Raw genomic sequence first — 13,167 nt, forward strand, 5'->3', positions numbered from 1 at the left:
TCTGAACGATTGGCCTATCCATAAGCTCCAACATACGCCTGCCGCTAACAGCACTATAGCTGCTTAAATATCTACACGTAGCCTCAATCAGTTCTTGGTCAATATTCATTTCAGCTAGCCTCAATTTTTCCTTCGCAATCCACCTATAAAGCTTTCTACGTCTAGCACCACGTGGTTTTTCAACACGCAATATCCAATACCATAAATGCAAATTAGAGCTAACCCATTCAGGACGGCGATTAACGCCTTGATGATGAAATCCGTTCAGCATGTATTTATAGGAGCGATTTTTTTGTTGTTGTTGACACCTTACCCTTGACCGACGATTTTAAACGCGCGATTAGAGGCATTTTTTCAGTCATCTAATACCGTGCAAAGGATAGCTTTAAATTTCTTGCGCCTTTGCATTATTTGGGCTGGAAAATCCTCTAATCCGTGCAGCATGGCAATGTCGAAGGTGTCTTTGATCATTTCCGTGATGTTTTGAGAACCTAGCCAGTGTTGTGTGACTTCTGGTTTGGGAGCGCCTTTGCTTGACCAGTAACGCTTTGACGAATGCTCGTGCATGTCGAAGCATTTATCCAGGTATTTTGTCAGGTAGCACGCGAGTTTTGCGCTTTTCCATGTGCCTTTAGGTTGTCCGAAGTACTACGTCTATTTGGCCTTTGACGTGTTTGCCGGTAGCACCGATGCAGCCGAGGACATTATACCAGCAGGTGCGCATGTATTTGAGGTCTTGACGGCCAAGCGCATAGAAGGAAAATATCTTATTGGATTGGTTGCAAATAGATTCTTACATTGTAATCAGTATTTAACTGATGCTCGTGACAGAGGGCCTTGCCTATGATGAAACTCTGATCAAACTTAAGAGGAGTATTCCATGAACGCTCATAATGATGGCATAAACCGGAACAGCGAAGATAATCCAGATACCCATCTTCAAAACCGTAATGTAAACGGCGGACAAGATGTTCCGCCCTCTTCCCATACTATCCCTGGCAATAAGCTAAAACATGCCGAGGAAGAAGGTCATGGTGAAGATGCGACACAGGCGTTAAGGTCCAATACTCTTCCTCACGAAACAAATCAGAATAAACCTATTAAGCCTGATCCTGATCAACCATATCAGCCTACAGAGCCGGATGAACCAGACGTACAGCCTGAAATTATTGGTGAAGATGATGAAAGTAATGGCCTTGAAAACGTGGTGGCCCCTGCCCCGGAAGGGTTCGTTATCAAGGAAAATATCCCGTAGATACGTCAAGAGTTGGGTGTAAAAGCCAGACTAGTCCTACATAAGTTTGGGAACATTTCCAATTGGTTAAAAGCTGAATGGTTTGTAGAGTTCTTTAATAGATCATTATCTTAAGGAGAGCAACATGTTTAAATTTAGCTTAGTCGAGGTTTCCATATTTGCCATTGCTGGCCTTTGGCTACTTTATAACTTTACTCTACTTTAATGGAGCTTATAACGGGCTCTATTCAGGTTTTTAGTTAACTGCTAATAGATTCGCTCCTACCCGTATATGCATGTTTTGATGGAGTCTACTATGCCTACTATAGAAAAAACCATTGACGTCAAGGTTCCAATAAATCTCGCCTATAACCAATGGACGCAATTTGAAGCCTTTCCTAATTTCATGCCTAATATCTTGAAAGTCACGCAGCTTGATGACACCCATATCTCATGGGTCGCTGATGCCGGAGCACGTACGATTGAATGGCAAGTGGAGATTGTAGAGCAGGTGCCTGACCATCATATTGCATGGCGCAGCGTTTCTGGGGGCCATAATTCAGGCGTCGTGTCATTTCAACACGTCGATCCGCATTCCACACGGGTAAGACTTGAAATCAAGTATGAAAACACAGGCCAGAGCGATTCGAGTGTTAGAACCGTGCTTGAAGAAAAAATAAAGGAAGATCTGGAACTATACCGCCAGTTGCTGGAGTCACGAAAGGCGCCCACTGGGGGATGGCGTGGGCATATTTCTCGAAATACAGATAAATCTATTAAACACTGAATATCAAGAGAAGGACGGCTAAAGCCGTCCTTCAAGGTGGAAAATATCCTTAACTCAATGAGTTAAGCAGCGCATATTTTTCACGGTCAATTTCGCTTCGGGTGCGTATCCCTAAGCTTCGCAATATAGGCAATGGGGGACACCACCCTTGAATGCCATGCTGCAACAAGAAAGCCAATACGCCGGCAGGAAGCGCAAGCCACTTTTTGTTAACAAAAACACCGAGTGCCAAGCCAGCCAGGGCCAAGGTTGAGGCATTTACTTCCAAGACCCTCTCAATATCCCACTCTTTATCCAGTTCTTGTATACGCGTTTTAATTGCATCGCCATCTAATGTTGAGTATTTTTCGATATTCCGATCAGTCTGCTGATCAATTTCATCGTTTACTTTATTTGATGTTGATCGACGAACACGGTCCGCACTATCGTTGATCTCAAGGCCAGCTTTATTCATGATTGCTCCTTTTTAAAATATGCTATTCAGAGAAAACAGCTAACAACTTATCGATAGCCTAGGATGGACTGCACAGCATTGTGATGCTCGTACTCTACTTGTAACCATTGTCTGGCTTTGAAGTAACTTCAGAACACGCTCTTCTATGACATCCAGTGCCCATCTATCCTGAGTATTTTTCTTCGTGTTTGTATATTCTTGGCTCTCTTGGATTAACTGGCCTGCCAAATAAGCTTCAATGATGTATGGGTGGATGTAACATTTTCGACAGATAGCTGAGGTGTTGCCAAGCTTGCTAGCTGCCTCAGTGATCGCCTGCATTACGTTCTTTTTCGCTTGAGTAAGGTTTTCAAACGTATCTGCCAAGCTGAGTGAATGAAATGCATGCAAGGTGCCAAGCCAGGTCCTGAAATCTTTGGCTGTGTAGTCCCGGCCACTTATCAACTTGATATATTGATTCACATCGGTGGAAGTTATTGGATGACGGTCGCCCTCCTCGTCTATATATTGAAACAGATCTTGACCCGGCAGATCTTTCATCTTACGAATGATGCTAGCGAGACGGGCATTTTGCAGCCTGATGGAATGTACTATCCGGCTTTTTCCTCTAAAATGAAAAGCAATTATTCCGCCTTTAACATCCACATGGCGATTGCGAAAGGTGGTAAGCCCGAAAGATTGGTTCGTGCGGGCATATTCATTGTTACCGACTCGTATCATCGTCCTTTCAAGCAGTGCTACTGCAAGCGCCAATATCTTTTCCCTGCATAACCCAGGCCTATGTAGGTCCTGATCTACTTGCCTGCGGATCAAAGGCAAATGCAAGGCGAATTCGATCATATGCTCATACTTGACTTCATCCCTGATCTCTCTCCACTTCTTGTGGTAGCGATACTGCTTACGCCCCTTGGCGTCGAAACCGGTAGCTTGAATATGACCATTGGCATAAGGGCATATCCACACTTTTGTCCAGGCAGGAGGTATGGCCAAAGCCTTAATTCGCGCCAATTGAGTGGCCTCGTGCAAAGGCCGCCCATGAATATCCGTGTACCTAAACCCATGTGCCGTGCGCTTACGGGCAATACCGGACCCACTGTCATTGACATAACGGAGGCTAGCCTCCTGTGCTAGTGACGCCATATCGGCTTTTACTGTTGAATCACCGTTCATTTTTATTGTTTAATGGATTTAAATGCTTGGTAATGCTGATGAACGCACGACCTTTTTACGGGTTTGTGCCAATACTGATCTTGGAACAGTAATTAATAAGCGACACCTATAAGCCAATTTAGTAATTAAGTCCTATGATAGTGCTCTAGTGGTTAAATTATTATCAGTAGATGTCTGAATACGCTGTAAGATTTAAAACACAAGAAGGACGAATTAAAGGCTTCTTTGTTGTTTGCCTTTACTTCTGCTATACCTTGGGCGACTAATTTAAATTCGTGATTTAAACGGTTAAAACAGGTCGATTCCGAATTTCTTAAGGACCAGAGCCGCTGCAACGACTGTGAGCATGGCGCCACCTACTGAAATTGATAAGGCAGGCCAGAAATTGAAACGTTGATATAGGAACGGGAATAAAAGGAATAATGGCAATGACGGTAGAACAAACCAAAAAGTATAAAAAGCATGATTGCTGATTTTCTCTGCTGGCTGGCCTTCTACATGAAGCCATACGAGCGTAAGGATTGTAACCAGTGGTAAGGATGCTATAAAAGCGCCAAGCTGGTCACTGCGCTTAGCTATCTCTGATACAGCGACGACAATGCCAGCGGTAATGAGGTATTTTGCAATTAAATATAGCATTTCTAAATGATAATCTTTTTTAAGTTGCAAAACATGATCCAAGCTGACAAAAAATAGCTTCGGAGGATAGCCACCTGAATTTCGATATACAACGACCACTAGAGCTGCGACCAATAAAAAACCCTCGATATGAATTAATCGAGGGTTTTTGGTTTTTAGATATTTACATGATCGCAGCTTTTGCTGCCCTTATTTCATTCCATTTTAGATAGGGTTAAAGATTAAGGATTTGCCTGGTCAGAATTCAATAATTGATTATTGACGGTAACCTTAGTCTTCTGCTTTAGTGAACTGATGTAAGCATGCCTGTATTCTGCTGCCAATGCCGACTGCAATTGCGCTTTAGCAGCACGTTGGTCTTCATCACTCTCTACCGAAAAGTTTATCGATGTCACCCTGGTTAGCAAATAACCATTGCGATCCGCCACACCATTGTAGGCTGGCAGATTGGCAGCATCGGCCTTGAATGCGGTGGAAACTGACAAATCTGTAAGGCTTTGAGGATTACGGCGATCAACGGTCACAGGTTCGGTCCAAGTCAATGCGGTTGCTTTGCCTGCGCGCAAGTCAGCAAGTGCCGCCTCGCCTTTCTCACGCGCTAGCTTGGCAGCCTTTTCCTGCTTCAGGAAATCTTCAATCCCTGCCTTTACCTCTTCAAAAGAACGAGCGGTTGCAGGTTTATGCTCAGCGACTCTCGCGGAAATCAGGTTGTTCGGTGAAACCTCAACTGCTTCAGTATTGCGTTTTTCCTTCAGCACTTCATCGCTGAATACAATATCCATCAGCCTATCGTTCTTGAAGAACTTAGCACCATCGTCATGACTCAGCCAGCCACTGGTTTGAACCTGCAGGCCAAACTCCTTGGCCACTGGTTCCAGGCTGTCAGCCTGCTCATATACCATATTGCTGAAGTTTTCCGCCTGCTCAGAGAACTTGGCTAATGCCTTCTGGTACATCAACTCGGCACGAATCTGCCCCTGAACGGCTTCAAACGATTGACCACTGCCCTGGATCTCGGTCAGCTTGATGATGTGATAACCAAAGTCGGTTTCAACCAGGTCGCTGATTGTGCCAGGTTTCATCGAGAATACCGCATCCTCAAAAGGCTTGACCATGGCGCCAGGGCCAAACGAGCCAAGATCCCCACCCTTGTCCTTGGAACCTGGGTCTTGTGAATATTGTTGGGCAAGTTGTTCAAACTGATCTGGATTTTTTTTAACCTGCGCCAGCACCTCCTCAGCTTTTGCCTTGGCTTGTTGTTTGGTTTCTGGCGTCGGACTCACCCCAAAACTGATGAGAATATGGCTCGCACGGCGCTGTTCATCTCCCTGGAACTGCGCAGCATTCTGGGCATAATAATCCCGTGCTTCCTGCTCAGTTACTTGCTGGCTGGCAATCAAACCATTGGCTGACAGCAACACGAATTCAAGCTTGACCTGCTCTGGTACCTTAAACCTGTCCTGATGCTCGGCGTAATAAGCTTTGACCTCGTCTTCAGTGACCTTAACCTGGGGAATAAAATCAGCGGTCTTGAACTCGGCCACACTCACTTCACGCGATTGATGCTCTATTTTGATAGTATTGTTAGCAACACCGTTGGGGACAAATGCCAGCGCAGACAATCCTTCACGTGCCTGCATGCTGAGAAGGTCGCCACGCACTTCATTTTCAAACTGGGAAGGCGTACGGCGGCGTTCTGTCAGGAACTGATCGTACAGCTCTTGTGAAAATTTTCCATCCTGGTGAAATGACTCTTCTCCAGTGATATAGTGGGAAAGCTGCTCATCACTCACTACAAAGTTGGCACGCTTGATCTCGGCAGCCAACAGTTTGCCTTCGACCAGATGATCAATCACTGCCTGCTTGAGTTCAGGGCCATCAATCACGGACTGGTCAACCTTGCCCTCACTTTGCAAACGGTTGCGTAGATTTTGCAAGGCATTCCCGTACTCTTGTACCGTAATAGAGTCACCACCCACCTTGGCAACAGCAACGCTGGAACCTGCATCACGCAAATAACTGTCAACACCTACCAATGCAAATGGGATGGTGATGGCTGCAAGAATCACCTTGGCCAGCCACCCTTTGGAACGATCACGTATTGCTTCCAACATAACGATATGCCTTCTTTATTTTCAATCTTTTGAAATAATCAGCCTGGATCCAGACAGACTGGTAAACCTAACTCTTGAATATACCACACAAGCTTGTGCAAGGCATGCCTGACGAAGGTCAAGGCAAGGAAGAGGGGCGAGGAATTTGGCAGGAGACCTTGCAGACGTGATGCTTTAAAGTAAAAAAGCGAACCCTAAGGTTCGCTTTTTCTTGGCGGAGCGGACGGGGCTCGAACCCGCGACCCCCGGCGTGACAGGCCGGTATTCTAACCAACTGAACTACCGCTCCTTGACTTCGCGTTGCTTTCTCCAAAACTCAACGACTTTTCGATGGCTAATGGTGGGTGCTGACGGGGTCGAACCGCCGACATTCGCCTTGTAAGGGCGACGCTCTACCAACTGAGCTAAGCACCCGTCCTAACCAACGAAGACCGCTAGTTTACAGCATCCTTGAGCGCTTTGCCAGCCCTAAATTTGGGAGAATTGGCAGCCTTGATCTTGATTGTGGCACCAGTGCGAGGATTGCGGCCATTACGTGCTGCGCGTTTACCAACATAGAAGGTACCAAAACCGATCAGGGTAACAGGATCGCCCTTTTTCAATGCTTTGGTAATTGCAGCGGTGGTTGCATCCAAAGAACGGCCAGCAGCAGCTTTGGACAGACCAGCAGATTTAGCGATTTGCTCAATCAATTCAGACTTGTTTGCCATGTAAATCCCCTTTCGACGTTGTTTAAAAACAGGTGCGAAAAGACCCTGTGCCATGCTTTATATCAAGCGGGAAAAGGCCATGTCAAGCCTTTTCCCGCTTGATTTACAATGCAATGGCTCAGTGTTTGGTCACGGATGAGGACTTACTGGTTTTACCCTTGGGCTTGACCTCAGTCACTGGAACATCGGTATCAGCTGACTCAGGGATGCGTTCAAGCGCCAATTTGAGCACCTCGTCGATCCACTTGACCGGGTGGATATCCAGGTGATTCTTGATATTGGCAGGGATATCACTCAGATCCTTGACGTTTTGTTCCGGGATCAACACGGTTTTGATACCGCCGCGATGGGCAGCCAGGAGCTTCTCCTTCAGGCCACCAATCGGCAGCACTTCGCCGCGCAAGGTAATCTCGCCAGTCATTGCCACATCCGCGCGTACCGGTATATTGCTCAAGACCGATACCAATGCCGTCGAAATTGCAATCCCGGCACTTGGGCCATCCTTGGGTGTCGCACCCTCGGGCAAGTGAATGTGAATATCATTCTTTTCGTAAAAGTCCTCAGAAAACCCTAAGCGTTTAGCACGGCTACGCACCACACTCATGGCTGCCTGAATGGATTCCTGCATCACTTCGCCCAGCTTGCCAGTGGTAATGACTTTGCCCTTGCCTGGTAGCAATACCGATTCAATGGTCAGCAATTCACCGCCAACCTCGGTCCAGGCAAGGCCAGTCACCTGCCCTACCTGGTTTTCCTTGGCTGCAACACCGTAATCGAAGCGTTGTACTCCCAGGTATTTCTCCAGGTTTCTGGGGGTAACGGTAATCTTGCGCGCAGCACTGCCCGTCTTGGGCTTGAGTGTCAGAATTTCCTTGACGACCTTGCGGCAAATCTTGGAAATTTCGCGATCCAGGCTACGTACGCCAGCCTCACGCGTGTAATAGCGCACGACATCGCGGATGGTAGCCTCGGAGATGCTGATCTCATTTTCCTTGAGCCCATGCGTCTGCAATTGCTTCGGCAGCAGGTAGCGCATGGCGATATTCACCTTTTCGTCCTCGGTGTAGCCCGCAACGCGGATCACTTCCATACGGTCAAGCAACGGCCCGGGAATATTCAGCGAGTTGGCCGTGGCAACGAACATCACGTCGGACAAGTCATATTCGACTTCCACGTAATGATCGACAAAAGTATGGTTCTGCTCGGGGTCTAGCACCTCAAGCAAGGCCGAGGACGGGTCGCCACGAAAGTCCTGCCCCATCTTGTCTACTTCATCCAGCAAAAAGAGAGGATTTTTGACGCCAACCTTGGTCATGCTCTGCAAAATCTTGCCCGGCATGGAGCCAATATAAGTGCGACGATGGCCACGAATCTCGGATTCATCGCGCACACCACCCAGGGCAACGCGGACGAACTTGCGATTCACTGCCTTGGCAATGCTTTGCCCCAGCGATGTCTTACCGACACCAGGAGGGCCAACCAGGCACAAAATAGGCGCTTTCAGCTTGTCTACACGCTGCTGTACAGCGAGATACTCAACAATACGTTCCTTGACCTTCTCCAGGCCATAATGGTCCGCATCCAGAATATCCTCAGCGATCCCGAGATCGCGGCTGATCTTGGTCTTTTTCTTCCATGGCAGGCCTACCAGGGTCTCGATATAGTTACGCACCACAGTGGCCTCAGCCGACATCGGTGACATCATCTTAAGCTTCTTCAGCTCGGCATTAGCCTTGGTGAGCGCATCTTTCGGCATGCGCGCGTCGGCAATGCGTTTTTCCAGCTCGTCGATATCGGCATTCTCATCCTGCTCGCCAAGTTCCTTCTGGATTGCCTTGACCTGCTCGTTGAGGTAATACTCGCGCTGGCTCTTCTCCATCTGCCGCTTGACGCGGCCGCGGATACGCTTTTCTACCTGCAGGATGTCGATTTCTGATTCAAGCAGGCTCAGCAAATGCTCCAGGCGTTCTGAAACACTGAACATTTCCAGGATCTTCTGCTTTTCCTCAAGCTTTAATGTCAGGTGTGCAGTAATGGTGTCCGCCAGCCGGCCTGCATCGTCAATCGTTGCAAGCGAAGTCAGGATTTCAGGCGGGATCTTTTTATTGAGTTTGACGTACTGGTCAAACTGGGTGAATACCGTACGCATCAGTGCCTGGGTCTGGCTATCATCGCCCGCGGGGCTTTCAATCTTTTCTGTCCTGGCAGCAAAGCATTCCTGAGTTTCAACAAACTCAAGCACCCTGACCCGATGCAAGCCTTCCACCAACACCTTAACGGTACCATCCGGCAGTTTGAGCATCTGCAGCACGGTAGCGACCGTGCCGACGTCATAAAGGTCGTCAGCATCTGGCTCATCCTTGTTGGGTGACCTCTGCGCCACGAGCAGGATCTGCTTATCCTGCTCCGAGGCAAGCTCCAATGCTTTTACCGATTTTTCGCGGCCGACAAACAATGGGATGACAAGATGAGGGTATACCACTACATCGCGTAGCGGCAACAAGGGTAGCAATCCAGATTCTATGGAGAAAGCCGGTAATGTTTGTTCTGTCATGGGGCACTTTCAATGTTGACAGCAGCAGGGCAACATGCCGAACGCTTTATACATCTATGGGGACATGCACCGGCACTTCAAGTGCCAGCACTTAAATTTTCACATAAAAAAGGCTGCAGAGCAGCCTTGTAGTTTTAGCTAGCTTGCGGTTTCAAGCCGAGGCTCATCCGCATAAATCAGGATTGGAGGGGAGTCGCCTTTAATCACGCCTTCATCTACCACCACCTTGCTCAAGTTGGCAAGGGATGGCAAATCGTACATGATCTCAAGCAGCGCATGCTCCATGATTGACCGTAAGCCGCGGGCACCTGTCTTGCGCTCCAGCGCTTTTTTCGCGATAAGCTGCAGTGCAGATTCCCTGAACTCAAGATCAACGCCTTCCATCTTGAACAGTTTGGTATATTGTTTGGTCAGCGCATTCCTGGGCTCAACCAGAATAGTGACCAATGCTGCTTCATCCAGTGATTCCAGGGTAGCTATCGCAGGCAAGCGGCCGACAAATTCCGGGATCAAGCCAAACTTGATCAAGTCTTCGGGCTCAACCTCGCGCAGGACTTCACCGATGGCACGAGCGTCTTCCTTGCTTTTCACCTCGGCCCCAAACCCTATACCACCCTTCTCGGAACGGCGGCGGATTACCTTTTCCAGACCATCGAATGCGCCACCGCAAATGAATAGAATATTGGTGGTATCTAGCTGTACAAACTCCTGGTTGGGATGCTTGCGACCACCTTGTGGCGGCACCGAAGCAACCGTACCTTCGATCAGCTTGAGCAAGGCCTGTTGCACGCCTTCCCCTGATACGTCGCGGGTAATGGACGGGTTGTCGGACTTGCGCGAAATCTTGTCGATTTCATCGATATAGACAATGCCGCGCTGGGCTTTTTCTACGTCGTAATCACACTTCTGCAGCAGTTTCTGCATAATGTTCTCGACATCCTCGCCAACATAACCCGCTTCGGTCAAGGTCGTGGCGTCCGCCATGACGAAAGGCACATCCAGCAAGCGAGCTAGCGTTTGTGCCAGCAAGGTCTTTCCAGAGCCGGTAGGACCAATCACCAGAATATTGCTCTTGGCAATCTCGACATCGTCCTTTTGGGTAGTACTGCCCTGCTCCAAGCGCTTGTAGTGGTTATAGACCGCAACGGCCAGGTTCTTCTTGGCCTGGGTCTGGCCGATCACATACTGGTCGAGGATGGCGCAAATTTCCTTTGGAGTCGGCAGCTTGCCACTCTTGGGTTTGAGACCATTCTCATCCTGAATTTCTTCACGGATGATATCGTTGCACAGGTCAACGCACTCATCGCAGATAAAAACGGATGGGCCAGCAATCAGCTTACGCACTTCATGCTGGCTTTTGCCGCAAAACGAGCAATAGAGTAATTTTTCGCCCTCGGCTTTTGTCGTCATCAAACTATCCTAAAAATAAACTAAATATTGCCACTATCTTATGCAGCATCTGACCGGCTGGCAATAAGCTTGTCGACCAGGCCATAGGCTACGGACTGCTCCGCACTCATAAAGTTGTCGCGGTCGGTGTCGTGGGCAATCTTCTCCACAGGCTGGCCGGTGTGGTGGGCCAGAATCAGGTTCAACTTCTCACGCAGGAAAAGGATTTCCTTGGCATGGATTTCAATATCGGAAGCCTGCCCCTGGAAGCCACCCAATGGCTGGTGAATCATGACGCGCGAGTTAGGCAGACAGAAACGCTTGCCCTTTGCGCCGGCTGTGAGCAATAACGCCCCCATGCTGGCAGCCTGCCCCACACACAAGGTGCTGACATCGGGCTTGATGAACTGCATGGTATCGTAAATACCCATGCCAGCAGTCACTGATCCGCCGGGCGAGTTGATATAGAAGTAGATATCCTTGTCCGGGTTTTCCGCCTCCAGGAACAAGAGCTGGGCAACCACCAAGTTGGCAGTCGTATCATTTACTGGGCCAACCAGAAAAATGATACGCTCTTTCAGCAAGCGCGAATAAATATCATAGGAACGCTCACCGCGGCCGCTTTGCTCGACGACCATGGGGATATATCCCAGGCCGTGGGCTTCAAACTGGCTTTGTGCAGTTGCAGGATGATGAATCATTAGTTATTTCCCATCAGGTCGTCAAACTTCACTTTCTTGTCAGTCACTTTTGCGGATTTGAGTACCCACTCAACGACATTCTCTTCTGTCGCCAAAGCCGCAGGCTCATCCAGGCGTTTGGTATCTGCATAGTACCAAGTCACGACGTCATTCGGACGCTCAAAGCTTTGTGCAAAAATATCTACCATGGCACGTACCTGGTCAGCATTGGCTTGGAGATCATTTGCGTTAACCACTTCGGAAAGTACCAGACGCAGGCTTGCATTACGCTTGGCCTGCTCCTCGAACAAGGCAGGCTCCAGGTTGACATTCGCCAGATCGACACCGCGCTGCTCCAGGTTCTTTTGCGCGCTTTGGATCAAACGTCCAATTTCTGCATTGATAAATGCCTTGGGCACTTCCAGTTTGGTATTGTCCAGCAATGCCTGGAATGCTTGCTCCTTTAGCTTGGCACGCACACGTTTTTCCACTTCCTGCTTCAGGCTGGCAGTGATTTCTTCACGCATTTTTTCCACATCACCATCATCCACACCAAGGCTGCGAGCGAAGTCAGCATCAAACTCTGGCAGCTTTGCCTGTTCGACAGAGTTGAAGGTCACATCGTAACTCACGGTCTTGCCAGCCAGTTGCTCTGGCTTGTGGTCTTCAGGGTAGGCGATTTCAAATACCTTGTTGCTGCCTGCCTTATTGCCGGACAGCTCGCTCTCAAACGCAGGGAAACGGCCGCCTTCGCCAATGACGAGATCGAGACCACTCTCGTTCGTGCGTTCGACTTCCTTGCCGTCGATAGAGGCAATCAGGCTGATATTGATCTTGTCGCCTTTCTTGGAGGCGCGTTTGACTGGCTCGAATGTGGCACGCTGGCGCAGTAGAACATCAATCGTCTTTTTGACTTCGGCTTCACCTACTTCAAGTGCTGGGCGCTCAATCTTGATCTTGGAAATGTCACCAACCTTGATTTCAGGGAAGATTTCAAATGTGGCGATGTACTCAATCTTTTCATCAGCCTCGGCATAAGGCTTGTGCTCAATATTGGGGTAACCAGCCACACGCAGTTTATTTTGCTCAACAGCGTCACTGAAACTGCGTTCTACCGCATCCGAAAGCACTTCGTTGCGCACCTGGGCGCCGTATTGTTGGCGCACAATGTTCAATGGCACCTTGCCAGGACGAAAACCGGGCATCTTTGCAGTACGTGCCAGACGGTTGATACGCTCATTTACTTCAGATTCCAGTGGTTGTACTGGTACCGAAACCGTCATCCTGCGCTCAAGATTGCTGATGGTCTCAACGGTCGCTTGCATCTACTGTATTCCTTAAATCGAGATTTTGATAAAGCGCATCACACCGATGAGTCGGCACTCACGCAAATCAAGTTATTGAAAATTAACCAATTGCAAAACCAAATCCGGTTT

At 48.5% G+C, this 13,167-nt stretch carries 12 protein-coding genes and 2 tRNA genes; 2 read left to right on the forward strand and 12 right to left on the reverse strand.

All coding sequences use genetic code 11. The features are described 5' to 3' along the window. Nucleotides 1–354: 354 nt before the first annotated feature. Nucleotides 355–567, reverse strand: coding sequence for a hypothetical protein (locus tag LG198_RS03500; RefSeq protein WP_230341773.1), 213 nt, complete (start codon nt 565–567; stop codon nt 355–357). A gap of 313 nt (nt 568–880) precedes the next feature. On the opposite strand from LG198_RS03500, the gene LG198_RS03505 reads away from it, so the two are divergent. Next, nucleotides 881–1,255, forward strand: coding sequence for a hypothetical protein (locus tag LG198_RS03505; RefSeq protein WP_230341774.1), 375 nt, complete (start codon nt 881–883; stop codon nt 1,253–1,255). Between the two features lie 295 nt (nt 1,256–1,550). Then, complete coding sequence (locus LG198_RS03510) at nt 1,551–2,021, forward strand: SRPBCC family protein (RefSeq protein WP_230341775.1); 471 nt, start codon at nt 1,551–1,553, stop codon at nt 2,019–2,021. A gap of 49 nt (nt 2,022–2,070) precedes the next feature. Here LG198_RS03510 and LG198_RS03515 read toward each other — a convergent pair whose 3' ends face one another. The 11 genes from LG198_RS03515 to tig all read right to left on the reverse strand — a co-directional run bounded on the left by LG198_RS03515 (nt 2,071) and on the right by tig (nt 13,056). After that, the gene (locus LG198_RS03515) at nt 2,071–2,475 is read right to left on the reverse strand and encodes a YgaP family membrane protein (protein ID WP_230341776.1); all 405 of its coding nucleotides are present in this window, start codon (nt 2,473–2,475) and stop codon (nt 2,071–2,073) included. Nucleotides 2,476–2,514: 39 nt separating this feature from the next. Further along, nucleotides 2,515–3,645: a DNA topoisomerase IB gene (locus LG198_RS03520; RefSeq protein WP_230341777.1), complete on the reverse strand. Its 1,131-nt coding sequence runs from the start codon at nt 3,643–3,645 to the stop codon at nt 2,515–2,517. A gap of 288 nt (nt 3,646–3,933) precedes the next feature. Continuing rightward, a complete protein-coding gene (locus tag LG198_RS03525) occupies nt 3,934–4,398 on the reverse strand; it encodes a DUF3147 family protein (protein WP_328484877.1) in 465 nt (154 codons plus the stop codon). Nucleotides 4,399–4,505: 107 nt separating this feature from the next. Beyond that, nucleotides 4,506–6,398: a SurA N-terminal domain-containing protein gene (locus LG198_RS03530; RefSeq protein ID WP_230341778.1), complete on the reverse strand. Its 1,893-nt coding sequence runs from the start codon at nt 6,396–6,398 to the stop codon at nt 4,506–4,508. Between the two features lie 212 nt (nt 6,399–6,610). Then, a tRNA-Asp gene (locus LG198_RS03535) sits at nt 6,611–6,687 on the reverse strand. 49 nt (nt 6,688–6,736) lie between these two features. Beyond that, nucleotides 6,737–6,812 (reverse strand) — tRNA-Val (locus LG198_RS03540). A gap of 20 nt (nt 6,813–6,832) precedes the next feature. Next, nucleotides 6,833–7,108, reverse strand: coding sequence for an HU family DNA-binding protein (locus LG198_RS03545; RefSeq protein WP_230342059.1), 276 nt, complete (start codon nt 7,106–7,108; stop codon nt 6,833–6,835). 118 nt (nt 7,109–7,226) lie between these two features. Beyond that, entirely contained in the window at nt 7,227–9,662 is a 2,436-nt protein-coding gene (gene lon / locus LG198_RS03550) for an endopeptidase La (RefSeq protein WP_230341779.1), read from the reverse strand. Nucleotides 9,663–9,800: 138 nt separating this feature from the next. After that, entirely contained in the window at nt 9,801–11,072 is a 1,272-nt protein-coding gene (gene clpX, locus LG198_RS03555; RefSeq protein WP_230341780.1) for an ATP-dependent Clp protease ATP-binding subunit ClpX, read from the reverse strand. Nucleotides 11,073–11,110: 38 nt separating this feature from the next. Further along, complete coding sequence (gene clpP / locus LG198_RS03560) at nt 11,111–11,752, reverse strand: ATP-dependent Clp endopeptidase proteolytic subunit ClpP (RefSeq protein ID WP_328484878.1); 642 nt, start codon at nt 11,750–11,752, stop codon at nt 11,111–11,113. Continuing rightward, nucleotides 11,752–13,056, reverse strand: a complete 1,305-nt coding sequence (gene tig, locus LG198_RS03565; RefSeq protein WP_230341781.1) for a trigger factor — start codon at nt 13,054–13,056, stop codon at nt 11,752–11,754. Before tig ends, clpP begins: the two co-directional genes overlap by 1 nt. Nucleotides 13,057–13,167 lie beyond the last annotated feature (111 nt).

Origin of the sequence: Methylobacillus arboreus (assembly GCF_020532725.1) — a bacterium.
Classification (GTDB): Bacteria; Pseudomonadota; Gammaproteobacteria; order Burkholderiales; family Methylophilaceae; genus Methylobacillus; species Methylobacillus arboreus.

Excerpts from the sequence above, each read along its gene's own strand:
- LG198_RS03545 (WP_230342059.1), bottom strand. The coding sequence starts at position 7,108 with ATGGCAAACAAGTCTGAATTGATTGAGCAAATCGCTAAATCTGCTGGT.
- LG198_RS03500 (WP_230341773.1), bottom strand. The coding sequence starts at position 567 with ATGCACGAGCATTCGTCAAAGCGTTACTGGTCAAGCAAAGGCGCTCCC.
- LG198_RS03515 (WP_230341776.1), bottom strand. The coding sequence starts at position 2,475 with ATGAATAAAGCTGGCCTTGAGATCAACGATAGTGCGGACCGTGTTCGT.
- lon (WP_230341779.1), bottom strand. The coding sequence starts at position 9,662 with ATGACAGAACAAACATTACCGGCTTTCTCCATAGAATCTGGATTGCTA.
- clpP (WP_328484878.1), bottom strand. The coding sequence starts at position 11,752 with ATGATTCATCATCCTGCAACTGCACAAAGCCAGTTTGAAGCCCACGGC.
- tig (WP_230341781.1), bottom strand. The coding sequence starts at position 13,056 with ATGCAAGCGACCGTTGAGACCATCAGCAATCTTGAGCGCAGGATGACG.
- clpX (WP_230341780.1), bottom strand. The coding sequence starts at position 11,072 with ATGACGACAAAAGCCGAGGGCGAAAAATTACTCTATTGCTCGTTTTGC.
- LG198_RS03505 (WP_230341774.1), top strand. The coding sequence starts at position 881 with ATGAACGCTCATAATGATGGCATAAACCGGAACAGCGAAGATAATCCA.
- LG198_RS03510 (WP_230341775.1), top strand. The coding sequence starts at position 1,551 with ATGCCTACTATAGAAAAAACCATTGACGTCAAGGTTCCAATAAATCTC.
- LG198_RS03530 (WP_230341778.1), bottom strand. The coding sequence starts at position 6,398 with ATGTTGGAAGCAATACGTGATCGTTCCAAAGGGTGGCTGGCCAAGGTG.
- LG198_RS03520 (WP_230341777.1), bottom strand. The coding sequence starts at position 3,645 with ATGAACGGTGATTCAACAGTAAAAGCCGATATGGCGTCACTAGCACAG.